Raw genomic sequence first — 25354 nt, forward strand, 5'->3', positions numbered from 1 at the left:
TACGAAGTGCAGTTATGTGCGGTAGATGGGTTCACTTATATACTATACCGCTCAGAAACCCACTCTGTGAACATAGCGTAGTCCTTCTCCACCTGTCCGGCATAGCCATAAGCCCACTCTGCAAGGTAACGGGCGAAGGCTGCGGAGTCAGCACCCATGGCTTTGGCAATTTCCTGCTCGCTGTGATAATCGAGAATACCCAGGTCGACGTCGGCATCGGCGCGGGCATGCATTTTGGCGGTCAGGCTGCCCATCTGCCGGAGAACCACGGCCAGCTCATCGGAACTGGTAAGGTTTTCTGATTTAAGGCTTTTTTTATAGGGGGAACGCTCCCGGATATAGAATTCCCGGCCGTCCAGCGTCAGGAAGCCAAGATAAGGGTCAGCCTTGTGGTGCATCGCCTGCTGGGTGGCGGATACCCGCTTGCCCTGATGGGCAAAGGATTGCCAGAATGATTCGGAGTAGGGCAGGAAATAAGCCGGAACGGGAACCCGCACTTCTTTTACCTCCAGAACGGTGTCGTCGGTCCCCGCCTGCTCCATGCCGCCCTCAATAAGAATATAATAACGGTCCAGTCCGATGGAGGCTGTGCCCGAGCCGCGCTTCACCGCGATATCCTTGATCCGGAAATGCTCCTCAGTGAGCGTACGCGAAACTACCGTCCGGGTATATAAGCTCCAGCCCTGCTCAAGCATTGCCTGCTCAGCGGCTCCGGGAATCAGCAGCTCCGTGGTCTCCAGGAAGACCCGGTCGGTCTGCATCTGGGCCGTGACCTTCTCCAGAAAATGGCTCTGCCGGCGCTTGTCCAGCTTGCGGAGCAGCTTTTTGACCGGACCTTTGGCGGTATTCCCGTCTATAGTGAAGCTCCCGGGATCATCCTTGTGTTCACAGAAACGGCGGATCTGCCGGTAATAGGCCTCCGCATAGCCCTGGATAAGCGCATGCTGCTCGCCCGGAACGTACCCGAGTGCCCTGCCGACAAGCGCAATACTGACCGCCATCCGCAGCAGATCGTAGAGATAAGAGCCGACATAGCCCTCGTCGAAATCATTCACATCATACACCAGGTCCCCGTCTTCACTGCGGAAGGCACCGAAATTCTCGAAATGCAGGTCACCTTGAATCCAGGTAGGCCGCTCCGGCGAGCTGTGGTAAGGGAAGTACTGCCGGGTAGTATCGAAATAAAACAGATAAGCGCTCCCGCGGTAGAAGGAAAAGGGACTTAGCGCCATTTTGCGGTACTTCTCTGCTCTGGCATCACGGGTGAGGGCCATAATGCTGCCGTCGAATTCATCAAAAATCGAAATCAGCAAATCTCTGCGCAGCTTCGAACGGGTACGGATGACGCCTTCAGTAATCGACGGGTTGACCATGGCGGTGCTCCTTTCGGGAAATCGGTTATGGCTGTTACAGCCGGACTGGTGCGGGCGGAAGATGTCCGGGCTCCGGTACAGCTTGATTATATCTATTATTTCCATGGGCGGCCGGAATAGCAAGCGTGATATACTGGAGAGGATTTGGTGTAATGGAAAAACTTGAAGAACGGGGTGGAAGCATGTGATACGGAATTGTTCCTGCGACTAAAAAATAAGGGGATGTTACCATATGCAGTTAACTTGGAATCTGGACAGTATCTATCCTTCCTTCCAGTCGGAGCAATTTCAGCAGGACCGCATGCTTGTGGAGACACTCGCCGGGGAGCTGGAGGCATGGTCAGCCTCAGCGCTGAATACGGTGCAGAATGCAGCCGGAGTAATGGAAGAGTTCCTTAGACAATATAATGCTTATCAAAATATATATCTGCGCCTGTTCAGCTACGCAGAGTTAAGGTTCAGTGCGGATAACAGTGATGCCGGAGCGGCTAATACGATGGACGAGCTGGAGGAGGTCACCTATGGTGCGGCAAAAGCACTGATCAGCTTCAGCAAATGGCTGGCCAAGGTGAGCCCTGAGGAGCTTGCGTCATGTGTCGCCTCCAGTGAATATCTTCAGCAGCATGGCTTCTATCTGCGCGGGCTGCAGGATAAATCCCGGCATATGCTGAGCGAAGAGGGCGAGGCGGTCATTGCCCGGATGCAGATGAACGGCTCCAAGGCGTGGGAGCGGCTCTATATGCAGACGCTGTCTATGCTGCGGGCTGATGTGGAGCTGGACGGCATACAGCAGAGCCTGTCGCTGGCGGAGCTGCGCAACCTCGCTTATGATTCCGATCCGGCGGTACGGAAGGCGGCAGCCGAAGCTGAACACATAGCCTGCCGCAGCGTGGCGGAGCAGAGTGCAGCCTGTATCAATGCTGTAACCGGCGAAGCGGCAGCCGTCTATGAGCTGCGGGGTTATACATCACCGCTGCACAAGGTGCTGGCGGCCTCGCGGATGGATGAAGAGACACTGCAGGTGATGCTGCAGGCGATCCGGGAGAGCCTGCCGGACTTCCAGCGCTATTACGCCAAGAAGGCGGAGCTGCTGGGGGTTGCGGGAGGACTGCCATTCTATGATGTTATGGCGCCTGTGGCGGGAACGGCTGCGGAAGCTTCTGCCGGCCGGATCAGCTATGAAGAGGCCCAGGCGATGATTGTGGAAGGGTTCGGCAGGTTCAGCAAGGAGCTTGGCGGTTTCGCCCGCAAAGTGTTCCGGCAGCACTGGATCGATGCCGAGCCGCGGAGCGGCAAGGGCAACTTCGGCATGTGTGTCGATATTATCCCGATTGGGGAGAGCCGGATCATTACCAGCTTCAATGGCAATTATATTGATGTGAGCGTGCTGGCCCACGAGATTGGACATGCGTATCACAGCAGCCATCTGGCCGGACAGACGATCGTTAATACGGATTATCCGGTGCCGATTGCCGAGACGGCTTCGATTTTTTGTGAGAGTCTGATGAATGTTGAGCTGCTGACCAGCCTGCCTGCGGAGGAAGCAGAAGCCATACTGGAGCGGAGCCTCGCCGATGCCGGATACTATGTTGTCGACTTCTATGCCCGTTATTGCTTCGAGAGCGGGTTGTATGCCCGCAGGAAATCCGGCAATCTGCTAGTGGAGGAGCTGAACGGGCTGATGCTGGAATCGATGCAAGCCGCTTACGGCGACAGTGTGCTGCCGGGCTCCATTCATCCGTACCAGTGGATCAGCAAAGCCGGATATTATATGGCAGGCAATGAGTTCCTGAATTTCCCGTATTCCTTCGGTCTGCTGTTCTCCAAGGGACTGTATGCGCAGTACAAGAAACGGGGCGAAGGCTTCGTAGCCCGGTATGAGCAGTTCCTCTCGGCGAGCAGTACGATGAGCATTGCGGAGGCCGCGAAGCTGATGGATATCGATGTGCATTCGCCCGCGTTCTGGCAGGATGCGCTCTCGCTGATCACCGGGGATATAGATAAATTTACGGGGCGGAAGTAAGGACGGATTTTTGCGCGGCGGAAGGTTCCTTTTTGCGGGGAATTGTGGTAGAACAGTAGTAGAAGTATACACCGCAGCGGCACAGAAAGGGATGCTTGATTGAATGTATGTAGTGTGTAAGGAACACGTAGAGCTGGCCATCGACAAATTTGTGGACGAGTACGAGGATGCACCGGATGTTGTGGATCTGAAGGAGACGGAATTCTCGGACTGGGACCCGCCGGCGAAATGTGCGGAATGTGAGAAGAATGCGGAATATCTGGTGGTCTGAGGACTGCCTGGATTAGAAAAAACACCCTGTAGCCGTGAATGGCCGCGGGGTGTTTTGGCGTTGATTATGAGTAACAGGATCAGGCGTCTGCCGCTTCTGCCATGTCGGGAAGTGACCGGCCCGCTCTGCCCCGTCCGTAGATAAAGGCGGAGACAATCGCAACGATTGCCGCAATCGACAGTCCCCAGTAGATGTTGGAGTAAGCGGTCTGAAGCGGCAGGCTGCGCTGCCACTCCAGGGCACTTGCGGCCATCGCTACGCTGAAGGCTCCGCTGAAGAACTGCAGCAGCTGGAACAGGCCCATCCCGGAGCCAATCTGCGAGGAAGGCAGAATCCGGGAGATCTCATTGGATACGCTGCTGGACAGCACGGTGAATGAGAGGCTCATAATCATATAGACGAGCATGACAGCCACCCACGATTGTCCGGCGAATAAGGCGAACAGTACGGTCGCGGCCAGCACCAGCAGCGGTGCGAAGCGCAGAATACCGCCATTGCCGTAGCGGTCAATGACCCGGCCAACTGTGCGGGAGACGAAGATCGCCAGCAGCGAGCCCGGAAAAATAACGAGACCCGCATGGCTCGCGCTGAAGCCGAAGCGGTGGACCAGAATCTGCGGCAGCAGGAATAAGGTCGCGAAGCTGCACAGATAAGAGGCGACCCCGATCAGAGCCAGCACCAGATAAGACCGGTTGCTGAAGAGCGCAGGCAGTACGAACGGGTCCGCTGTGGTGCGGATGCGGCCGACGAATAAGGCAATCGCTACAATTCCGGTGAACAGGGCGAACCATAGCCCGCTGGTCAGGAACAGCAGCAGACCGGTGGTTCCGATGCCGAGGAATATTCCGCCCAGAATATCGAAGGAGCCGCGTGCCGGCACCTCCTTGGGCAGCAGAATCAGGAACAGCGGCACGAGCAGCAGAATCGCTGCCGTTACAGCGAACAGCCAGTTCCAGCCGAGGTACTCTACAATTGAGCCGCCTGCTACCGGCCCAAGGCCGAGGCCCAGGGAGACGGCGGACATAATGGTGGCCATGGCTTTGCCGCGGCGGGCCTGCGGGACATAACGGGTGAAGAGCACCAGCGACAAGGACATAACCGCGCCCGCACCGGAAGCCTGCAGGATGCGCACAATCAGCAGGAAGATGAAGTTCGTACTGAAGAAGCCGGCAACTGCGGCCAGCCCCAGCGTCAGCAGCCCGATTACCAGCAGCCTGCGGATTGGCAGGAAGTCAGAGAGCCGGCTGTAGGTAATGGAAGCGATAGAGAACATGATCGAATACCCGGTCACGATCCAGGAAGCGGATGCCGCCGTGATTCCGAAGGTCTCCGTTACATCCGGCAGTGCCAAATTGAACATCGCTGTATTCATAATAACGAGCACGACAGCAACGCTGAATAGCAGGGTTAAGAGGCCTTCACGGGGAAGGCCCGGTTCCGGAGCAGCGGTTGAATCGTTTGAATTATCCTCAGATGTATGTAATGAGGTCATGAACGGCCACTCCTTTTAATATAGGTTGTGCCTGGAATGATCCAGACTAATGATTAGATAGTTCGATTACTTACGAACAATTGAAATATAGCATGGGCTGTTGTAAAATGCAATTATATAGATTGAACTGAAGAGCCTGTGGGACTTCCTGAGGTTACTGTTGCTAAGGAGTCCTCATTATAACGGCTCTCGGGGGAATGGTCAGGCAACTTCACCAGAAATCCTGCACAAAATACAACATTTCCCTCCTAAAATCGGCTCAAATCCGAAATTGTTGCAAGAAATGCAGGATTTCACCTGCCTCAAGCGGTTTTTCCGGAGATTTGTTGTATTTAGTGCAACAATCCTCCCGAACACGTAACGAGCTATGAACCAAAGTTGCAAAATGTACAACATTCACAGTACCTAATATTCAGTAAAAGTCCAGACAGAAGATATATTTAATTCTGTACTCCAAAGGAGTCTTACTTATGAAGCAGCTCCATCACCCGGACCGCAAGGATATTCAGCTCGCCTCCGTATTGTATGCGCTTAGCGACCCGGTCCGTTTATATGTTGTGTCCGAAATCCGCAAGCATGGCGAGCAGGCCTGCAACAGCTTCAAGGTGCCAATTGCTAAGTCGACACTGACCCACCATTCCCGTACGCTGCGCGAAGCAGGCGTTATCAATACGCGGGCACAAGGCACGCAGCGCATTCTGTCATTGCGGACAGAGGACCTGGACGAGCGGTTCCCTGGACTGCTGGATTCGATCCTGCAGGCTTACGAGAAGTCGGGGCAGGCTGAAGGGTTCGGGGAGCAGGGGGAATTGGGAGAAGAGCAGAGATAGAGGGAGTAGCGGGAAGAGCGAAAATATGAGATAAATATAGAGGATGAGTTGAAGCAGAAAGGACGTAGCGGATACGTCCTTTTGCTGTTTCTATAATGTAATAACGATGATTGAACGGTGGACGTAAATTCAGTGAAAGCCACAGTTATATATACAAGCATAGTCATAGGAGGAAGTTATGTTCATTCAAATTATCGGTGTAGGCAAATTGAAGGAAAAGTACCTGGTCAGCGGCATCGCAGAATATGCTAAGCGGCTTACGCCATACCTCAAATTTCAGATGATTGAGGTGGCGGATGAGAAAGCACCTGACAACCTCAGCGATGCAGAGGTGGATCAGGTGAAGGTGCGCGAGGGCGAGCGTATCCTCGCGCACATCAAGAGCGAGGCGCATGTCATTGCGCTCGCGATCGACGGCAAGCTCTGGAGCTCCGAGGAGCTTGCCGCCGAGATCGACCGGCTCGGCACCTACGGGACGAGCCATGTCGTCTTCGTCATCGGAGGTAGCCACGGGCTCTCCGATGAGGTGATGCGCCGCGCGCAGCAGCGGATGAGCTTCGGCCGCATGACGCTGCCCCATCAGCTCATGCGGCTGGTGCTGGTGGAGCAGGTTTATCGGGCGGTGAAGATTAATCGGGGGGAACCTTATCATAAGTAGGGCGAAATTAATTAGGAGAGGTCTGTTGAACTCTAATTAGCAGTGTTTTTTCAAATTGTATAATTATTTTATGGCATCCGGTGGGGTGCCTTTATTATTTTCAACTCAGTTGCCTCCTCAATTAAATAGGCAGAATTAAGTAAAAGTATGTCGAAACAAGAAAAAATTTATATACAATTTTAATATGGATTCTATACAATAGGAATATGGTGGAAAATTAGGAAGATAGGTTGTGGGCACCTTGTCGCGAAGCGCTGACTATACAATACAAGGGTTTATTTATCAATTTAATAAGACACTACTAGAAATTTTAAATGATGAAGATGATGCAGTTATTTCAATAGAAGGTATCATTGAAGATATAGAAGTCGCTACTGCCCTTACAACAAGGGCAATACAGTGTAAATATCATGAGGAACAAGAGATTTTTACCCTAGGTAACGTGTACAAACCTATTCTTCAGATGATGGAACATTATTTTGATAACGCAGATAAGGACATTGAGTATAAACTCTATGCGCATTTCCCAAACGAAAGAGAGGGTAGCAATTTCGAGATAAATGAGGAGCAGATAAAGACAATACTCCAATCACGTGATCAGAGGTTTCAAAGAATCATCAATAAGATAAATGGAAATGTTGATATTCCGGGTTTTCTTGAACGCTTTACTTTGGAATTTGGTGCTTCTCTGCAGGTGATTATTGAACGTATTACGTTGTCTTTGGAGAGAAATGGCCTACCAAGAGATGATATTGATACTTTATTTTATCCTAATGCCATTCAGATGATTGCAGACCTGAGTATACTTCATGAGGCCCAACAAAGAGTAATTAAGAAAACATCAATGTTAGAAAATTTGCAGCAAATTAGGAAAACTGCAATCACAAGATGGACACGATCATTACGAACATTGGATAAAATATTATCCTCCAAAAGAAAACAGTTAAAAACAAATCTTGACAAGAACTCAAGGTTGCGATACTTGTTTTTATCCCAACAATCTATTAATAATTTCAATGATGAAATAGTAAATTTTATATGTGACTTTATGAATAAGTATCATTTTAAAGAGGTACACGATAAAACACCATTAATTTGCATTAATTGTTCATTGGAGGTTTTTAAAGATATTCGAATAAGGTTGCACAAAAAGAATATTAGTTATAATGATGGATTAGTGACTGATGAATATTTTGATAAGAATAAATTTCTGACAGGACCTGTACGAGCCAGACTAGGAAAGCAACTTTATTCTGACTTTCAATTACGACTTCTACGATTTGATGAGAATGAAATAGGAATACTAAATGAAACAAAATGTGATGATTTTTTTCTGTTTTCAGATATAGTGCCTGACTTTGATTTTCAAGACGTAAATGTTGAACATATAAATCTAAACGAAATCGATCAAATCAAATTTGTTATGGGAATGGTGGACACGTATGAGTAATTTAATCGGTAAAGTATTGTCTAGCTCCCCTAATAGTATTGTTGTTACAATACAAAATTTAAAGGCCCTTGAAGATAACAAGGATAAATTACAAATTGGACAATATCTAAAAATAGCAGATGGAAACAGCAATTATATTGTGAGCGTGATAAATAATATCAAAGCAATTGATTACAATATTGAGGATGACATTAAACTAATAATTGAAACGCAACCGATAGGCAGTATAGTTGAGGGAGATTTCCGTAGGGGAACTAAAAATTTACCTGTTCCAACTGAACCGGCATACATATTAGATTCTGGAATGCTTGATCGTATTTTTGGGGCAGGTGCAGAATATAATTTTCCTATTGGCGTATTGTCCCAAAATGAGAACATTCAAGTAAAAGTAAATGGTGATAAGTTTTTTGGGAAACATATTGCTATTGTAGGCTCTACTGGTGCAGGCAAATCATGTACAGTTGCAAAAATACTACAAGAAGCCGTAGGTATTAATAATTCGTTAAATATAAATTCAGAGGACCAAAAAAATTCTCACATTATAATTTTTGACATACACTCTGAATATTCCGCTGCTTTTACACTAACACAAGAGCAGAATTTCACATTAAACAATCTATCCGTGGATAAAATGAAATTACCTTATTGGCTTATGAATTCAGAAGAGTTGGAATCATTATTTATAGAGAGTAATGAAAATAATTCCCACAATCAGATTTCAATGTTTAAAAATGCCGTTATCTTTAACAAGGAGAAACATAATCCTACAATCAACGACATTACATATGATACGCCTGTCTATTTCGATATTAAGGAAGTATTTAATTATATCGAAAACATGAATAGAGAAGTGATCAGCAAGCTTGAAACCGAAAATTGCCCTAAATTAGTAGACAATACGTTGGTAAGAGATCGTAAACAGTTCTACTTTAATAACGTATATGAATTTGTGTCACAGTCTACAGCCGCTGCGACCAAAGCTTCTAATGGTCCATTTCATGGTGAGTTTAATCGGTTTTTGTCCAGATTAGAAACGAAACTAACTGATAAAAGATTGAATTTTTTGTTGAATCCTACCAAAGAGAATGGTGAACTATATTCGACTAATGATTTTGAAGAACTCATGAAGCAGTTTTTAGGATATCTAAATAAAGCAAATGTCACAATTGTTGATCTTAGTGGAGTACCCTTCGAGGTTCTTAGTATAACAGTTAGTTTGGTCGCAAGATTAGTATTTGATTTTAGTTTCCATTATTCAAAAATCCAACATGATAGAGAATTACTTAATGATATCCCTGTAATGATTGTTTGCGAAGAAGCCCACAACTATATTCCGCGTAACGGTGGCGCAGAATATAATTCATCAAAAAAATCTATTGAGCGAATCGCCAAAGAGGGGAGAAAATACGGGTTAAGTTTAATGGTTGTAAGTCAAAGGCCTTCTGAAGTATCGGAAACAATACTAGCGCAGTGCAATAATTTTGTTTCACTTCGTTTAACAAACCCTAATGATCAAAATTTTATAAAAAACCTTATGCCAGATAGTACAAAGAATCTTGGAGAAATACTTCCAAATCTTGGGCAGGGTGAATGTATAGTCGTAGGTGATTCAATAATAATGCCTACAGTTATAAAGATGGAAAAACCGGTGCCAGAGCCGAAATCTCAAAGTGTTCCATTCAGTCAAGAATGGGAGCAATCATGGAAACAGATAACCTTTTCAGATATTATTAAGCGTTGGAGAAAAGAAGAAGGATTATTAGAACAGTAATTATAAGTTAGGGGTGCGAATGCATCCCTTTATTTATTCCAATAATACCTAGTGGCTCATGATATTCTTAAATAGCTTTCTTTTTTTGAGATAATCTACTCTGAATACGACAAATACGCTCAGTCGGTGTTTCCGACTTAGATGTTTGAAGATGGCTGTCCGAGTGAGTTTTAATAAAATATTATCTAACAACTTTAATCTGTTAGTACCTCATTAAATATTAGGAATAGGAGAACGTAATTATGCGTGATAATCTCCCAACGCGATTGGCAACATTTGATCAGGAAGAAGACAGTGTACTGAAATTTAAGCTCCTTGTCCCTAAGAGTAAATATCTGGTTCGCACGGAATCGGGAGGTGATTATGGGGTTGACTTAATTCTCGAACTTAAAAAAAACCAATCTATGACTAATTTCCGAATACATATGCAGTTGAAAAGTAATTCAACGGGAAAGGTAAGCAACGGTGGTACTTTTGGGTTTTCAGTACCCGTCACTACGTTAAATTATCTGATGAACCAGCCGCGGTCTATCTTTGTTGTATATGTAGAGAAGAGTAATTGCTTTCTATGGGAATGGGTTGCCGAAATCAATAAAGCCTGTGTAGATAAAGGTATAGAGTTATCAAGCACAAGCCAAAGAGAAGTGAAGCATGAGTTCCAGAGAGAACTTACTTATAAATCTTTTGACGAGATTTTTGATATGGTTATAACGCATGGGGATTTTACACGTGAGATATCCCTCCGCTTAATGAATGGTTTTGAAGTGGTTCCGGGCATTGGAGGACAAGTCGTTGATGCAATCGACTCTTTTAGAGAAGAATACGATCAGGCTCAGGAACTAGAGAAGGATTTTGAATTTGCGAAAGCTCTAGAAAAATATGACGCTCTATCTAAATTTCTCAGAACCGAGGGCATTTACGTAAAATGTGCTATTTTATCTGAAAATGTAAATGATTATAAGAGAGCGATTAGTTATTGCGATAAAATATTAAATAACAATACTCGCCATTTCGAAGCAACCGTAATAAAAGGAACAAGTTTAGGACAGTTAAGAAAATATAGGGAATCCATTACGGTTTTAGAGAAAGCCCTTTCGCTTGAAGAGAATTTCATTGTTCTTAATAATTTGGGATATTCATGGTGGATGAACAACGATCCAGAGAAAGCGACTAAATACTATTTAAGAATCCTACAAATTGAACAGAGTGAAACAGTACAGACTCATATAAACTTGGCTCTCTGTTATGATCAGATGTTTAATTTTTCTGAAGCCTTTCGACATATTAATATAGCTCTCAAAAATGATCCTTCAAGTTCTAAAGCCTTAGCGATTGTCGGCAAGTTTCATCGTTTTTTTGGCAGGCACGATATCGCAGAAAAGTATTTTAGGAGATCACTTGACATTAATCCACATAATTATGTAGCAATTTCGGGATTAGCTTTGATTCTTGTTGAGAGAAGAGAAGATTTTGAAGCGGCACATTACTTTGGGATGTGGATGAAAGATTATGGACATACACTCTTCAAGGATAAACGAAAGAAAAAGCAAAATGTTATCATTGTAGATATGACGTGGAGAAGCTTTAAACCTATTCTGTTAAAGCAGCTTTCGAAAAGGAGATTTATGGTTAGTTTCGAAGATGGGGAGGAGCACCACCTTGAGGTTCAAAAAAAGGATTGGGTTGGAATCGGTGCCATATTAGAAAAGGATGAAGACGTGGAAACTCCTATAGTACCGTATTTATTTAAAGTATACGAGCAAGAACAAGATGCCGTCCAGACCATTAAGCAAATATTGCAACAGGTTTCGTTAGCCCGATATGTTTTTATACCAGACACATATGTAGATGCAAATTCCAGTATACAAGTAATTATAAAGGAACTAGAAAAATCTGTTTTTTTCACGATCGTATTTAACGATTTCAGAATTACGGGTTCTACGAATGCCTCAGACAAAGCCGGGTTTAAGCAATTTGTTAAATCATTTTCAACTTCAAAAGAGATTCAAATCCATATACGGGATGAAAATGAACGAAAAAATTTAATTATCTGGGGCGTAAAAAATGTAACTATTTCTTAGGCAATTTGTCTCAAATCGTCGTTTCATAGATTAGAATTTTAGAAGATGAACTTTAGAATATGAAGGAACGCGACAGAACCCTTGCCGCGTATTTAAAAGGGGAGCGGTGAGCTTCGCAAAGCGATAAGCATCATTATATACTATTTTGAGTTCAGGCACCGACATCGGCGTTCGCCCTACTTATGTTACGGTGAACCGTATCACAAGTGACGGCGAAAAGTCGGGGTGTTGGATATGGCAGGGGAGTGTGACATAAGAATTTGCAGAGCCTCTGAGTTCTTATGTTTCAGGAGTTCGTAGTTCTTTTTGATTAGGTGATCACCCATTATTTTCTAAAAATATGATATTATGAAGAATGGGCAATTGGTTTCGGATACAAGGCCATTACGAAGATATTGAAGATATTAATGAAGTTCGTCAATACAAGAACGTTATGCTGAATTACTGTTAATAGTAAAGGAGACATGAAGAATGAAAGAAGACAATCGTGGAATTGCAATCTACCATGTAGTTAAAAGAAAAGAAGGGTTTGAGAAATCGGCGGAAATTTTGTTTACTTTAGTTAAGAATGCTCAAGAAAAATACCCAAACAAGAACAGAATGATTTACTTAGATATCGAGGGACATAAGAATAAAGATGGCGGCTTTGATCATGATTTGTTTGAATTGCAAAAAGAATTTATCCTTGGATTTTTAATGCAGTTTATATCAGAAGTAAGTATGCCATTGGGAAGATTTAAAAATGAAAATCAAAAAAATGATGTCCCAGATGGATTAAATATAATGCCTGCAAAGGATTAATTGAAACAAGAATAACTACAGTGCATTCGAAAAGGGCATTAACTACGCGTAACACCCAATGCACTATCGGCCATAGAGCCCTCGGTCGGTAGCAGTTATTTAAGGATTCAACAAGGCATTTCTGAAGCAGTAAAGCATTAACAACCGAACACAGTCGCCCACCTACCCGTATCAGTTGATGCGGGTGTCACTGTTGGTGGAGCAGTTTTCAAACGACTAGATTATTGGGGGATAACTCTAAAAGTGACGGCAAAAAAACTTGGTAGAAAAGTTCGTCTCGCCATATATTCGCCCTGTTATTGATCTTTGTGATGAAGGATAATTAACATAAAAATATGGCTAATAGGCTAGAACAGGCTATATCGTGAAGTTCGTCAGTGTCAGAAACATTACTAAGAAATCTCCGCAGATGAGTACGAACAAATAAGGTTAACGCAATTTCTCACGGAAAAAACTGCTGAAAAAATGGAAGAACATAAACGAGATGAAAGTTAATTATAATCCATAGATAGAATTCAAAGCATATGCTTCAAAGTCAGACACCACTTAATACGCTTTCACGCATTGGGCAATTTTTGCCTCGGTCCGACATAAATGCTTTACCTGTCGCGTAATGTTTAAGGCATCAAAATGCACAAAGTAAATAAATAACTAAATTTCAAGTTTTAATAATGTGTTATAATCCAAATATTACATGAGATGTGTTATGGGGGAGAAACAATATGGTCTTTATGGATAACTTTTTAGGTAGACAAGATTTAATTAGTAAATATAAAGACAATGCTCTTTTATTATATTCTTTAGAGCTTCGTTTACAGTTAGAGGATATTCAAAGTGTTGCATCTGATGCTTTGACTGATGGAAATGATGATAAAAAGTGTGATCTTGTATATATAGATGAAGAAGAGGGTCTGGCAATAATTGCACAGGGTTATCATTCACAAAAAGATAGAAACTCCGCTCCAGCTAATAAAGCTTGCGATTTAAATACTGCAGTGACATGGTTGTTTAATGAAGACATTGAGAATCTGCCGTTAGATATAAGAGCCGCATCAATACAACTAAGACAAGCTATTAATGATGGGAAAATACATACCATTCAAATTTGGTATGTTCATAACTTACCAGAATCAAAAAATGTGTCTGATGAAATGAACGCAGTAAAGCTTTCGCTAATGAGCGCCCTAAAGTCATATACTGATAATCCAAAAGATATAAATGTAATTTCATTAGAAGTAGGTAAAGAGACTCTAAATAGATGGTATAAATCTTCATCTGTTCCCATATTGGTAAATGATCCTTTTGAAATTAGCACCCCCAATGGAGGTTACCAAATAGTGGGAGATAACTGGACTAGTTATATGACGGCTATTCCTCTAACTTTCTTATTTGATAATTATAAAAAATATAAAGATGACCTTTTCTCGTCTAACATTAGAGGATATTTAGGAAGTCTAAACAAAAAGAATAATATTAATAACGGTATTAAAAGGTCAGTAGAGAGCACACCTTCAAATTTTATGATTTATAACAATGGTCTTACAATTCTTGTTAATAATTTTGAAGAGGTTTCTATAAAAAATATTTCAGTGACAGGAATGTCAATTGTAAACGGGGCACAAACAACTGGAGCTATAGGATCTGTCCTTAACAGGCCGAGAGAGGATGCACTGGTTTCTGTAAGATTTATTAAATGCGATGATCCTAAAATACTCAGAGATATAATTGAATTTAATAATAAACAAAATGTGGTAGCCTCATCTGATTTTAGAAGTACTGATGAGATTCAGGACAATCTTAGAAGACAGTTTAATGAGATACGCAGTGTTGTATATCTCGGTGGGAGAAGAGGTGGAAGTGAGGATAAGATTAAAAGATACTCGAATTTGATTCCTCATGATTTAGTAGCCCAATGTCTTTCTGCATTTCATCAAGATCCTAACACAGCATATAATAGAAAAAAGGAAATATGGGAAAATAATACTTTGTACTCGAGTATATTTTCAGAAAAAACTACAGCAAGGCACATGTTTTTCGTGTATTCACTATACCAAGCAATTGAGAAAAAGAAAGAGAATCTTAAACTGAATAAAACTAATCTGAGTACTACAGAGCAAGATATTTACGAATATTTGTCCGTTAGAGGTTCGACCTGGGTCCTACTTGCTGCTATAGCAAGTAGTATGGATAATATATTAAATAAGCCACTGAGAGATCTCTTCGATTTAAAGTTCAAGCAGGAGATAACCTTTGAGGAGGCTGTATTAATATGGGAACATCCTTTGGAAACAGCGCTTCCATTTGTAAGTTCATTGTTACCAGCTGTTAAAAACGGTGTAAAAACCAAAGATGTTATTAATAATTCAGTAAAAGATTTTAAAGAAAAGACTGCTTCAATACTAAAACTTCTTTGGGCAACTCCAGGTTTGAAAATTAATTTTGAAGAATTTAGTAGTCGGACTGAGACTAACTAGAAATATAAAAAATTAATTCTGAGTCGTGTTCATTTCATAAAAGAAGTGTCTAGTTTTTTATAAGATGTGTGAATATTATCCCCTTGGGTAGACAGTGGTAAATGCGTATATCCGCATCACTGTTTGTTCAAGGGGATTTATTTAAATCTATAAAGCGCGATTGTAGTTTTCTCGCGGTTAGAATAATACGGTGAACCGTATCACAAGTAGGGGCAAGTTTAAACTAAAGATTAGTAATGAATTTACGTGTGTTTTCTCTAAATAAGGTAATAAGCACGGTTTGTGAAGTAGTCAGACTTTTAGTAGAAATTAAATCCTTATTATTAACTTACTCAAAAATATCTTTTAACTGATCTACATTTATATCTACAATTTCTAGATGCTTCAGGAAAAGAAAGATTTGATATTGGTTAAGTTGCTGACTCAATATGGTGCGGATGTGAGCGGGGGTTACAAACAGCTGTTACGTATTGTAGAGAAATGTGGTTCGGTTGTTGCTGTAGCGTGAAAATTATTCACTATTAGAGATTTATAGATTGTTGTGATTGCTATCTATGAGGCGTCTTAATTTATATTGGGGGAACTATGGGGAATTCACAAAATATGCCCCGAAATAACAATAAGAGCGGAACATAAGCTAACAGCTTCATGCCCTGCTCTTATTTATATTCACTCGTTTTCCTGCGCTTTCTCATACTCTATTTCAATCAGCTTGAAAAAATCAGACGGTTTGATTTTCAGCCCCTGGCAGAGATCAAATATTTTCGTGACAGAAGGCTCGTTTCTGCCAACCTCAATCATGGAAATATAGGATCGGTCGACGTTGCATTCATGGGCTAGATCTTCTTGGCTTAGACCTTGCTTGATACGTATAGCTTTAACGGTTTTTCCGATTATCTGCTTAATGATGTTGGACGGATCGCTCAAGGAAAATAACCCCTTTTAAGTCCATTATCAATCTGATATAATGGTCACAACAGATAAAGTATTCAACAAAAAGTAAAATATATACATATTCTTACCTGTTCTGCACTCCTCTGTAGTTTCTCTATAATTCAAATTTACTCAACCCAAAACTTACCGCACAGATAATGTACCTTCATAAAATAAAAATTATTCATAGTCTAAAGGAGGCTCTACCCGTGCGCCCTTCCTTTCTGAAATCATTCAACCTTGATGTTATTGTGGAGATGATAGAGATGGCTTGCCGACTGGAGAAATGGGACAAGGCCATTGAGACATCGGAGATTTTGTACGAATGTGTACAATGCCTGTATCAGGAGCAGCAATATCGGAAGGCTAAGTCTTCGCCACTGTTAACAATCGAGCTTGAGCATCCACTGGTTTATTATTACGGATTCAGTTATCTGACTCGGGGAATGGCTTATCAAGAGAAGCGGGAGTATGGAGAAGCACGGGCATACATTGATAAATATGCCGAGTTGGGATGGTTAGAGGATTTAGGTGAGGACGGGCTGGAGGTTGTAGAGGAATTCCGATTTCTGGCCCAAGTGAACGGATATGCACTTGAGCTTCTGTCTGGCGGGGTGGGGGTTCTGACTTCTTATACTGCTTTTCTGCGAGAGAATCCAGAAGAAGTACTGCCGGGATTGGATGTGATTCTGCAGGCTGCGCTGCGGTATGGGCTGGACGTGGACGAGTTGCTGATAATGTTCGCGGAGCATACAGCAGAATTCAGCACATATGAGGATGAGGGAAATCTAGAACACTTTTATCGCTTCACTCATCATTTGGCGCTGTATTATAAGCAGGCCGGAAGAATGATGGAAGCAATGGAGCAGATAGTGCAAGCTGTGAGACTAGCCTATCGGTCGGGGAATGAAAGTCACTCTACTAGAAGTCTGGCGCTCTTCGAATCGTTGCGCGATTGGGCAACGGTGGAGCAGGTGAGCGAGGTTCAGGCGTTAATTAAGGGGCTAATACCGTGATGGATAAGAAAAAGAGCGTGGTGAGAATAACCTCTCTTTATTGAATTTACATAAGATAGCGGAATCGCTTGAAGTTAATTTAGTTCAGTAACGGTACGTCAGCTAAGCTGATATACTTAGTCCATAAAGAGATGAACATGGAGTGATTAGGGGATGATGAATTTATATGGAGCGGAGCATCACTTGATGGTGGTGTCAGACGCGATTGATGCGGAAGAACACCGGCATTCCTTTTTACAGGTGACGATCTCATTAACAGGAGAATTTGATATGGAGGTAGCGGGGCAAAGCTTGAGTTGTCCAGGGATCATTATCCATTCGAACGTCGTTCATCGCTTAAAAGAGGCGGGACACCCGCTGATGCTTCTTCTGATAGATAGCACCTCTGAGATGGCGGCAAGCTTTAGGCGGGTTCTGGAGGGACAGCAGGTTCATGTGTTTCCGCAAGGCATGATGAAGAGCATTCGCGAATTTGTGCAAAAAGAATATGCTGGCGTTAAGGACCCGGACAGCTATCGTTCTTTTCTGGGACAACTCATGGCGCTACTCGGCGTAGAACAGGTGAGTACAGCTATTGTTGATCCGAGAATAAGAGAGTTTATTCAGCGCATCAAAGATTGCACCGACTCCGAACACTCCTTAAGCCAATACGCCCGGCAATTTGGTTTATCGGGCAGCAGATTGTCGCACCTCTTTAAAGAAAATACCGGCATTTCGCTTAGCGGGTACATGGTGCTGCACAAGCTGCAGAAGGCAACCTACTTCATTTTTGCGGGGCACAGCATTACGGATGCGGCCATGGCAGCAGGATTTGACAGTCCGTCACATTTAGCCGCCACCAGCAAGCAGTTGCTGGGAATGACGGCGAAGGGGATTCGCAAAGATAGCGTCTTTTTAAAAGTTTCTTGCCTGTATTAACCGTACAATGGGTGCAGGAGGTGTGTTCCATGAGTGCATACTTGAAGGAAACTGAACTACTGAACTATTCTCACCCGTTGATCCAGCAAATTGTTCACAGCCGCCAGTGGGATTCGATGCCCAGGAGGGAGCAAATTCTCGGCATATACAACTACGTGCGTGACGAAATCCGGTTCGGCTATAACCGGGCGGATGATATTCCGGCATCGGAAGTATTACAGGATGGCTACGGTCAGTGTAATACAAAGGGTGTGCTTTTTATGGCGTTGCTAAGGGCTGTGGGAGTGCCATGCCGTATGCATGGATTCGCCATTGATAAGAAGCTGCAGAAGGGGGCCATGAAAGGGTGGTATTATGAGCGGTCTCCCCAGGAGATCATTCATAGCTGGGTTGAAGTGTTATATGAAGACAAGTGGCTGAATATCGAAGGGTTTATACTGGATATTCCCTATTTGACCAAGCTTCAGCAAAAATTTGAACAGTGTACGGGTTCATTCTGCGGGTATGGCGTTGCAACCGATAATTTTCAAAAGCCGGATATCTATTGGAACGAAAATGATACCTACGTGCAAAAAGAAGGAATCGTTCAGGATTTCGGGATTTATGACAGCCCTGATGCCTTCTTCAAGGCTCATCCGCAAGGGCTCGGTCCATTCAAGAAAATAATCTACAGCAGGGTGGTCCGGCATCTGATGAACCGGAACGTCGGTCACATAAGGCAGGGGTAGCTAACTGATGCTAAATGTGGAAAAGCGCAAGCCATTGGTTTGTGCTTTTTGCCGTAGCTTAAGTGCAGTTCTTATTTTATGATCAATGGTGCTGAGTTTGACTAGCGTGTAGCTTATGGATCATAAGGAGGAAGAAATGACGGAATTATTAGCTCCAGCAGGAAATATGGAAGCTTTAAAAGCTGCAATATCTAATGGGTGTGACGCAATATACTTAGGAATGCAAAAATTTGGTGCGCGCGCATACTCCTCTAATTTTGATGTAGAATCGTTAAAAGAGGCTGTTACGTATGCGCACCTGAGGGACGTTAAAATCTATGTTGCAATGAATACCATCGTTTTCGAAAACGAAGTTGAAGAGATGAAGGAACAGATACAAGAATTAAATGAAATCGGGGTGGATGGCGTTATTGTCCAGGACCTGACGGCTTTCGATTATATCGTTAACAACTTTCTTGATCTGGAAGCACATTGTTCCACTCAAATGGGAATAGACGATGTAGACGGAACTTTATTATTTAAAGAGCTTGGTGCAAAAAGAGTTGTTCTGTCCCGTGAGGTGGAGATTGAGAAGGTAAAAGAGATCAAAAGAGTGGCTGACATCCCTTTGGAGATTTTCGTTCACGGTGCGTTATGTGTATCTTATTCGGGAAACTGTCTAATGTCAGGATTACTCGGCAACCGATGCGCAAACCGCGGAAGATGTGTGGGTTCATGCCGTAAAGAGTATGAACTAATGGATGTGGCAACAGATACATCTTTAGGGAAAAGCTATATTTTGTCTACTAAGGACTTAAACACAATCGATTATATCCAGGATCTGAAAGAAATCGATTCTTTGAAAATAGAAGGCCGAATGAAAGCACCTACGTATGTTGCTAATGTTGTATCCAAATATCGCAAAGCCTTAGACAATAAAATAACCGAAGAAGATAAGGAAAACCTGAAAAAAACATTCAACAGGACATTTACTAAAGGATATTTGTTCCGCGAAGACAGGAGGAATATTACAAACATCGTAAAACCTAATAACTTTGGTTATGAAATTGGAACCATCAGCAAGATTATTAAAGATACGTATGAAATAACACTTTCACGCCCTTTAAATCAGAACGATACCATCCGAATAAGTCACAACAATGAAGATGTTAATTTAACGGTTGCCAAACTGTACGACAAAGATGGCGAATTAATCAACAAAGCAGAAGATGTCTGCTATATCAAAATCACAGAAAAGATGTCTACGGGAGATTTGGTATATAAAACGAAGGATTATTACTATTACAAAGAATTAGAAGCCTCACTGGAAAAAGAATTTAAGCGGTTTAATCTAGATATAAGAGTATATGCATATCCAGATTCAAAGCTCTTCATAGAGGCGGAGGGCTTAGGCTTTGGTTATACCTATGAAAGCGAGGAAATACTGGGCGAAGCCATTAATAATCCAACAACCAAAGACCAGGTAATCAAGCAATTCTCAAGATTGAATGATACGATATTCGAACTTCATCAGGTCGATTATGAGGAATGCAATGCGTTTATTCCAGCTAAATTGTTAAATGCAGCCAGAAGAGATATTGTACTGGGCTTATATGACTTAAAGCTTAACAGCCAGCAGAAAAGAACCAAGGCGGTGAAAGCAAAAGAAAAAATAAGCTTTACCCCTGAACAGCCATACCTTACGGCCTCTGTAACGAATCAGGAACAGTATGATGCCTGCGTGAGCTGTGGAATTAAGGAAATCTATTTTGACAATGTGGTTAGAAGAAATCAGAATGATTATAAGGAAAAAGAAGGGCAGCTGCTAATTGGAGGATATGGCGGGATTCATCACTACAAAGAAACAAACCCGTTTGTTACGGACTATTCTCTAAACGTTATTAATGCTACGAGCTGCTATGAATTATATAAATTAGGTGCAAAACGAGTTACTTTATCTCATGAATTGAATAAGAGCCAAATTGAAGATTTAATGAATGCCTATGTTGAAGAAAATGACGGCTATCCTGCACTGGAAATGATTGTTTATGGCAGGGCCCCTTTGATGTTTACGAAATATTGCCCCATGAAAAAAATGAATCAATGCAGAGTCTGCGAAACGAAGAGCTATGAGTTAAAGGATGAGCACGGAACATTCCCTATCCTTTCCCATGAGGATTGTACAACGACTATTCTTAATGGGAAGACGCTTAATCTTCTAGATGAGCTACAGAACATCAAAGGAATTGAGGCATTCCGATTAAACTTCACAGTTGAATCCAAAGAGCAGGTTGTGAACGTAATTAGTATGGCCTCCGGCAAATTAAATGGCTCAATGAGTCATGCTGTCTTTAATCAGGAGACTGATACAAGAGGACATTTTAATAAAGAGATTGTGTAGTTAAAAGAAGGCCATTCAATGGAGACATCCCGAAAAAGAAGGAGAAGCGGCCTTGCTTAAGAAGAAGCATGTTGGTATATCCTCAATTACACTGATTGTGATTATGGTCGTTCTATTCTTCAGTATGAGAAATATTCCTTTCGACGGCTCTTCTAACAAATCAGAGGAACCAGCAGCCACAATAGCGGACAAGGGAACCTATGAAAAGAAGAGCCTAACCGCGACCGAGGCACTGCGCCTTGGGTACTCAGAGGCGAAGAAGCTGACGGAGGAAGAGCCACTACTTCTTAACATAACAAGCATATTGATCCTAACTCCTCCAAAACACGTCTGCTGCTAAGAGTTATGGGTATCTCGCCGAATTCTCCTAATCGTGAGAATGACAGTTTGAGAATGAGCGCTTTCTTTGATGTCAAAACTGGCGAAGTGATAAGCGCTACCGAGATGACAGGCTACGACAAGGATGGGAATACCATGTGGAAGAATATTGAGCTTAAATACTGATTCATAATTGATGGAACTTACTGTGCGTTACTGCTCATGGGCAGACGCAGGGTAAGTTTTTTTTGTGTAAAGGTGTTAATGATTGTCTTTAGCTTTAATTCATAAATTAACTCTGTATTTTCTAAAAAAAAAATTACGGCCCAAAGAAAAAGACTCTTCAAAAAGGGTGCTGAGTACTAGATCACGAATATGATATATGTGCCAAATATTTACTGATGGTTAAGAACTATCTGGTTGCATAGATCAACAACGAAGGAGCTAGTCATGTTAAATTATACAAACACCACAACAGAATTATCAGATAGCGGCATTGATACTGTGGTCATATCCGTCGGGGCTACAGAGCAATTCGGTCCTTATTTGCCAATGCATATTGATACTTTGATTGCTGAGCTTTACGCCAATGAGTATGGTAAAGCACTAAATGCATACGTATTGCCTGTCTTGCCCTTTAATACCTCAGAAGAACATGCAGGGTTCAAAGGAACAGTTACTGTCAGTCCTAATATTTTGACTGCTATGCTTGAAGATATAATATTGGGTTTAAGAAGACAGGGTTTTAAGAAATATCTCTTATGTTCAGGGCATGGGGGAGCATATTGGTATAACGCGTTTATTAAACATATGAATTATAAATATCCGGATATCATTGTTATTTACCCCGGATATAACGGTTCGTGGGAAAATGCAGTGAAAGCAGCAGGGTTAGATGGACGCAATGAAATGCATGGCGGGTTAACCGGTGTTTGTACGGCAATGTGGTTATGTCCTGAGCTTTTAAAGTTAGAAAATATGGGATCTGAAGTACCGGAAGAAAACAACCGATATTCCGATTATATTGGCTGGGACAAGCTCACAGAGGATGGTAACTGGGGATTGTTTAGCAAAGGACAATACAGTAATGAAGAACTTGCTGAAAAAGGAAAAATCTTATGGATGACACTGATAAAAGGTCAGTGTGATGGATTAAAAGAATATCTCGAAGATGCCTATCTCAGGAAAATTGGAGGGATATAAATGAAGTACTTTTACGGAATATTATCTTTTTTGGGACTCGTCTTGCCCTATTCGCAATTCATCCCTTGGATCGTGCACAACGGCCTTGATTTAAATCTCCTACTTGCGGCCATAACCAGTACACGTATCGGAGCTTTTGCATGGATGGATGTTTTGGTTACCGCGATTGTGCTTGTGGGATTCATTCTGTTAGAAGGCACCCGAAAGAGAATGAAAACTTTATGGCTGCCGGTTGTCGGTACGCTATTGGTAGGTCCTTCACTGGGGCTTCCCTTGTTTTTGTTTCTTAGGCAGTTACATTTGGAGAAAAACGTTCTAAAATAGCATCAAAGTTGGGAACGGATAACCCAGCTGGAGGAGACATCTTCTGACTGATAATTATGAAGATGACCGGGGGTGGCCTTTCTGAGCTGCTGCGGTCGTCTCCCTTCTAACAAGAATGGAGAGTCTTTTAAGAGATGTGATGTATTGGATATTGTCTATTGAAGAGTCTATTACTGTGAAATGAGGCTATTATATGCCATTATTTAATGAAAAAGACGAGTGCCGCTTAATTGAGGCTTTAAAAATACATATACCGGATATCGGGGAGCTGTTGAATTCGCCAGTGGATGAAGCAGAAATAATCGCAGCAGAGAGCCTGATTGGCTTCCAATTTCCTCATGAGTTCAGAAAACTATATTTGAAGCATAATGGAGAGGGAGAGCAGGTCATGGGCGTCATGGCCGGATTCAGCTGGATGACCCTGCAATCAGTAACGGGTACTTGGAGAACGCGACAGGACCTACCTTATGACATTATTTCCGGCAAACCTGATGCAGTAAGGAAGGCGGATATAAAAAGGGCTGGGTTCCTTTTGCTGAAGATGGCGGAGGTTCGTTATTGATAATGGATTTGGAACCCGGCTGAATTCAGTAAATATTTTAATCTTAACTCTTATGGATGGTCGGCAATGTGAAAGAAATGAAGTTGTATTCACAACAGATGGAATCTGAATAAAAGGTCTCATTAATATAAGTTCATGTAAGCCTGATGAAGAAATATATTATTCCACTCAACAAGCTATTTTACAGCATACTGAAAGAAGGTAAATAATAGATGCCTAAACTAAAATGTAGATGTGGTTTTATTCACAATCTAAGCAATATCCCTGATAATGGATTTCTGGTAATAAGTGATAAGGACTACGAACCATTACTTGAACTAGAAAGTAAAAGAGAAGTTCTTGGTTCTAGGCATCCTAGAGAAAGAACAGTTTGTTAATGAACTAGTGAGAAAGTCAAAGGATTGGGCAAAGTTACAAGGAAACTAAATAAAGAGAAGTTCTATAACCCTATTCCTGGATTTTGACGTTATCCACGATTGTATTTCCCCAGACCGGGAGCAAGCCCGGCTCCCCCACAAAGCGGCTTCCGGCTAATGAGCCGTCTTGAAACACAGCTCCTTCAAAGCTGCAGTCCTCAAACCGGCAATAGGTGAGTATAGCTCCGCGAAAGTTGGCGCCCTCAAAGCGACAGCGTGTAAATGATACATCGCTTGCTATGGCTTTACTTAAGTTGCTGCCTGTAAAATCGCAATCGGTAAACTCCTTGCTGATCCTGGCATGATTCAACTTGGCTCCCCGGAAAGAACAGCGGCTGAAGGTGTGAGTTACATAACGGCGATCTAATTTAACCCCGTCAAAGCAGCAATTAGTGAAGGTCGAGGTGTTCAAGCTTGCCGAATCCTCGAAACGGGCATAAGACAGATCGGCATCCTGTACGCTCAGGTATTGTATAGTCTCGGTCAAGGTAACTCCCTGGAAATCCGCCCGTCCGGCCTCCGTCAGTCCGTAGAGTGATGCTGGGAAGGCGCGGTCTTGCTGGTGCAGATTATGTTTGCCGGTAACCGCAGCGAGCAACCGGTTCACTTCATGAAGCCGGTCTTCATTCCATCTTGCAACAAGTGACTTCTTATCCAAGATCAGTTCCTCCTTATATTCATTTGGTAAAAGTATGAATTGAAGTTACTATAATAGTATGATAAATATTATTGAGAAACCAGCCGGAGGAGGCATCTTATGGGAAGATCATTCGCAAATCTGCATATCCAATCGGACGACCTGGAGAAAATTATTGAAGCTTTAAGAGAGCTGAGCACCAGACATGGTGAAGTATTAGGTTATTCTAAGGGTGAGGCTCCAGAGAGCAAGCCTGTAATGTACGTAAGCCAAAGCAACGGGGGCTGGATCAGCGTGCTTCATGAATATTTCGTATGGGGTACGGTGAAGAAGATTGGGAGAACGCTGTCCCGGCTAATTGAAGCGCCAGTCATGACGGTGGGATATATGAATGAGGAAATCTTCGAGCTGTCGTTTTTTGAGCATGGGGACATTCAGGCCGAACGAATCTTTTGTGAGTCATGGACCCGGGAGGAGTATGAACAGCTCCGGGAAGAGCGTATCGATGACAGTTATCTGCAGCAAGTGCTGGGTATGAACGATGAGGCGGCCGGCGAATTCATCAGCATGACGAGTCCGGAACAAGCGGTAGAGAAGCTGTCAGAGATTGCAGGAATGTCTGTGTGGTGCGACTATGAGTGGGTGCCTTATGAAGAGACAATTAGAGAGCGTTTCCAGGCCTATTTTTTATAGAA

The 25354-nt window shown here is 42.9% G+C and carries 22 protein-coding genes; 18 read left to right on the top strand and 4 right to left on the bottom strand.

Going from position 1 to position 25354, the window contains the following annotated elements:
• Positions 1 to 35 precede the first annotated feature (35 nt).
• Positions 36 to 1373 (bottom strand): DUF2252 domain-containing protein, encoded by a 1338-nt coding sequence (locus tag LOS79_RS25330; RefSeq protein WP_315413283.1) that lies wholly within the window; start codon positions 1371 to 1373, stop codon positions 36 to 38.
• Between the two features lie 232 nt (positions 1374 to 1605).
• Between LOS79_RS25330 and LOS79_RS25335 the strand changes: the two genes are divergently transcribed.
• A complete protein-coding gene (locus LOS79_RS25335) occupies positions 1606 to 3396 on the top strand; it encodes a M3 family oligoendopeptidase (protein ID WP_315413285.1) in 1791 nt (596 codons plus the stop codon).
• 103 nt (positions 3397 to 3499) lie between these two features.
• The gene (locus LOS79_RS25340) at positions 3500 to 3667 is read left to right on the top strand and encodes a CxxH/CxxC protein (RefSeq protein ID WP_082452016.1); all 168 of its coding nucleotides are present in this window, start codon (positions 3500 to 3502) and stop codon (positions 3665 to 3667) included.
• A 79-nt stretch (positions 3668 to 3746) separates the two neighbouring features.
• Here LOS79_RS25340 and LOS79_RS25345 read toward each other — a convergent pair whose 3' ends face one another.
• Positions 3747 to 5159 (bottom strand): MFS transporter, encoded by a 1413-nt coding sequence (locus LOS79_RS25345; protein ID WP_315413288.1) that lies wholly within the window; start codon positions 5157 to 5159, stop codon positions 3747 to 3749.
• 470 nt (positions 5160 to 5629) lie between these two features.
• On the opposite strand from LOS79_RS25345, the gene LOS79_RS25350 reads away from it, so the two are divergent.
• From LOS79_RS25350 to LOS79_RS25380, 7 genes are all read left to right on the top strand, one after another.
• Entirely contained in the window at positions 5630 to 5989 is a 360-nt protein-coding gene (locus tag LOS79_RS25350; protein WP_315413290.1) for an ArsR/SmtB family transcription factor, read from the top strand.
• Positions 5990 to 6167: 178 nt separating this feature from the next.
• Positions 6168 to 6647, top strand: coding sequence for a 23S rRNA (pseudouridine(1915)-N(3))-methyltransferase RlmH (gene rlmH / locus LOS79_RS25355; RefSeq protein ID WP_315413291.1), 480 nt, complete (start codon positions 6168 to 6170; stop codon positions 6645 to 6647).
• 232 nt (positions 6648 to 6879) lie between these two features.
• Positions 6880 to 8097 (top strand): hypothetical protein, encoded by a 1218-nt coding sequence (locus LOS79_RS25360; protein WP_315413293.1) that lies wholly within the window; start codon positions 6880 to 6882, stop codon positions 8095 to 8097.
• Positions 8090 to 9868, top strand: a complete 1779-nt coding sequence (locus LOS79_RS25365) for an ATP-binding protein (protein WP_315413294.1) — start codon at positions 8090 to 8092, stop codon at positions 9866 to 9868. Before LOS79_RS25360 ends, LOS79_RS25365 begins: the two co-directional genes overlap by 8 nt.
• Before the next feature lie 242 nt (positions 9869 to 10110).
• Complete coding sequence (locus LOS79_RS25370) at positions 10111 to 11949, top strand: DUF4365 domain-containing protein (protein ID WP_315413295.1); 1839 nt, start codon at positions 10111 to 10113, stop codon at positions 11947 to 11949.
• 471 nt (positions 11950 to 12420) lie between these two features.
• Positions 12421 to 12750, top strand: coding sequence for a hypothetical protein (locus tag LOS79_RS25375; protein WP_315413297.1), 330 nt, complete (start codon positions 12421 to 12423; stop codon positions 12748 to 12750).
• A gap of 722 nt (positions 12751 to 13472) precedes the next feature.
• Positions 13473 to 15224 (top strand): AIPR family protein, encoded by a 1752-nt coding sequence (locus LOS79_RS25380; protein ID WP_315413298.1) that lies wholly within the window; start codon positions 13473 to 13475, stop codon positions 15222 to 15224.
• 669 nt (positions 15225 to 15893) lie between these two features.
• Here the strand turns inward: LOS79_RS25380 and LOS79_RS25385 are convergent.
• Complete coding sequence (locus tag LOS79_RS25385) at positions 15894 to 16151, bottom strand: helix-turn-helix domain-containing protein (RefSeq protein WP_315413300.1); 258 nt, start codon at positions 16149 to 16151, stop codon at positions 15894 to 15896.
• Between the two features lie 215 nt (positions 16152 to 16366).
• On the opposite strand from LOS79_RS25385, the gene LOS79_RS25390 reads away from it, so the two are divergent.
• The 8 genes from LOS79_RS25390 (at position 16367) to LOS79_RS25425 (ending at position 23606) form a co-directional block, all read left to right on the top strand.
• Positions 16367 to 17173 carry a DNA-binding protein gene (locus LOS79_RS25390; protein ID WP_315413301.1) on the top strand — a complete coding sequence of 269 codons (807 nt, stop codon included), beginning with the start codon at positions 16367 to 16369 and terminating at the stop codon, positions 17171 to 17173.
• Between the two features lie 153 nt (positions 17174 to 17326).
• Positions 17327 to 18091 carry a helix-turn-helix domain-containing protein gene (locus LOS79_RS25395; protein ID WP_315413303.1) on the top strand — a complete coding sequence of 255 codons (765 nt, stop codon included), beginning with the start codon at positions 17327 to 17329 and terminating at the stop codon, positions 18089 to 18091.
• 29 nt (positions 18092 to 18120) lie between these two features.
• Entirely contained in the window at positions 18121 to 18819 is a 699-nt protein-coding gene (locus tag LOS79_RS25400; RefSeq protein ID WP_397386813.1) for a transglutaminase-like domain-containing protein, read from the top strand.
• Positions 18820 to 18934: 115 nt separating this feature from the next.
• Positions 18935 to 21199, top strand: a complete 2265-nt coding sequence (locus LOS79_RS25405) for a U32 family peptidase (protein WP_315413305.1) — start codon at positions 18935 to 18937, stop codon at positions 21197 to 21199.
• A gap of 52 nt (positions 21200 to 21251) precedes the next feature.
• Positions 21252 to 21539 (top strand): hypothetical protein, encoded by a 288-nt coding sequence (locus LOS79_RS25410; protein ID WP_315413306.1) that lies wholly within the window; start codon positions 21252 to 21254, stop codon positions 21537 to 21539.
• A gap of 428 nt (positions 21540 to 21967) precedes the next feature.
• Positions 21968 to 22720 (top strand): creatininase family protein, encoded by a 753-nt coding sequence (locus LOS79_RS25415; RefSeq protein ID WP_315413308.1) that lies wholly within the window; start codon positions 21968 to 21970, stop codon positions 22718 to 22720.
• Entirely contained in the window at positions 22721 to 23044 is a 324-nt protein-coding gene (locus LOS79_RS25420; RefSeq protein ID WP_315413310.1) for a DUF2834 domain-containing protein, read from the top strand.
• Positions 23045 to 23237: 193 nt separating this feature from the next.
• On the top strand, positions 23238 to 23606 hold the full coding sequence (locus LOS79_RS25425) for an SMI1/KNR4 family protein (protein ID WP_315413311.1): 369 nt from the start codon (positions 23238 to 23240) through the stop codon (positions 23604 to 23606).
• A gap of 447 nt (positions 23607 to 24053) precedes the next feature.
• Here the strand turns inward: LOS79_RS25425 and LOS79_RS25430 are convergent, their stop codons facing one another.
• Positions 24054 to 24680, bottom strand: a complete 627-nt coding sequence (locus LOS79_RS25430; protein WP_315413312.1) for a pentapeptide repeat-containing protein — start codon at positions 24678 to 24680, stop codon at positions 24054 to 24056.
• A gap of 99 nt (positions 24681 to 24779) precedes the next feature.
• On the opposite strand from LOS79_RS25430, the gene LOS79_RS25435 reads away from it, so the two are divergent.
• Positions 24780 to 25352, top strand: a complete 573-nt coding sequence (locus LOS79_RS25435; RefSeq protein WP_315413314.1) for a hypothetical protein — start codon at positions 24780 to 24782, stop codon at positions 25350 to 25352.
• The last annotated feature ends 2 nt before the right edge of the window (positions 25353 to 25354 follow it).

Source organism: Paenibacillus sp. MMS20-IR301, assembly GCF_032302195.1.
GTDB lineage: Bacteria > Bacillota > Bacilli > Paenibacillales > Paenibacillaceae > Paenibacillus_AQ.

Coding starts and splice junctions, on each gene's coding strand:
- rlmH (WP_315413291.1), top strand. CDS start 6,168: ATGTTCATTCAAATTATCGGTGTAGGCAAATTGAAGGAAAAGTACCTG.
- LOS79_RS25420 (WP_315413310.1), top strand. CDS start 22,721: ATGAAGTACTTTTACGGAATATTATCTTTTTTGGGACTCGTCTTGCCC.
- LOS79_RS25405 (WP_315413305.1), top strand. CDS start 18,935: ATGGATCATAAGGAGGAAGAAATGACGGAATTATTAGCTCCAGCAGGA.
- LOS79_RS25335 (WP_315413285.1), top strand. CDS start 1,606: ATGCAGTTAACTTGGAATCTGGACAGTATCTATCCTTCCTTCCAGTCG.
- LOS79_RS25350 (WP_315413290.1), top strand. CDS start 5,630: ATGAAGCAGCTCCATCACCCGGACCGCAAGGATATTCAGCTCGCCTCC.
- LOS79_RS25415 (WP_315413308.1), top strand. CDS start 21,968: ATGTTAAATTATACAAACACCACAACAGAATTATCAGATAGCGGCATT.
- LOS79_RS25365 (WP_315413294.1), top strand. CDS start 8,090: ATGAGTAATTTAATCGGTAAAGTATTGTCTAGCTCCCCTAATAGTATT.
- LOS79_RS25375 (WP_315413297.1), top strand. CDS start 12,421: ATGAAAGAAGACAATCGTGGAATTGCAATCTACCATGTAGTTAAAAGA.
- LOS79_RS25330 (WP_315413283.1), bottom strand. CDS start 1,373: ATGGTCAACCCGTCGATTACTGAAGGCGTCATCCGTACCCGTTCGAAG.
- LOS79_RS25400 (WP_397386813.1), top strand. CDS start 18,121: ATGAGTGCATACTTGAAGGAAACTGAACTACTGAACTATTCTCACCCG.
- LOS79_RS25380 (WP_315413298.1), top strand. CDS start 13,473: ATGGTCTTTATGGATAACTTTTTAGGTAGACAAGATTTAATTAGTAAA.
- LOS79_RS25435 (WP_315413314.1), top strand. CDS start 24,780: ATGGGAAGATCATTCGCAAATCTGCATATCCAATCGGACGACCTGGAG.
- LOS79_RS25395 (WP_315413303.1), top strand. CDS start 17,327: ATGATGAATTTATATGGAGCGGAGCATCACTTGATGGTGGTGTCAGAC.
- LOS79_RS25345 (WP_315413288.1), bottom strand. CDS start 5,159: ATGACCTCATTACATACATCTGAGGATAATTCAAACGATTCAACCGCT.
- LOS79_RS25425 (WP_315413311.1), top strand. CDS start 23,238: ATGCCATTATTTAATGAAAAAGACGAGTGCCGCTTAATTGAGGCTTTA.
- LOS79_RS25370 (WP_315413295.1), top strand. CDS start 10,111: ATGCGTGATAATCTCCCAACGCGATTGGCAACATTTGATCAGGAAGAA.
- LOS79_RS25340 (WP_082452016.1), top strand. CDS start 3,500: ATGTATGTAGTGTGTAAGGAACACGTAGAGCTGGCCATCGACAAATTT.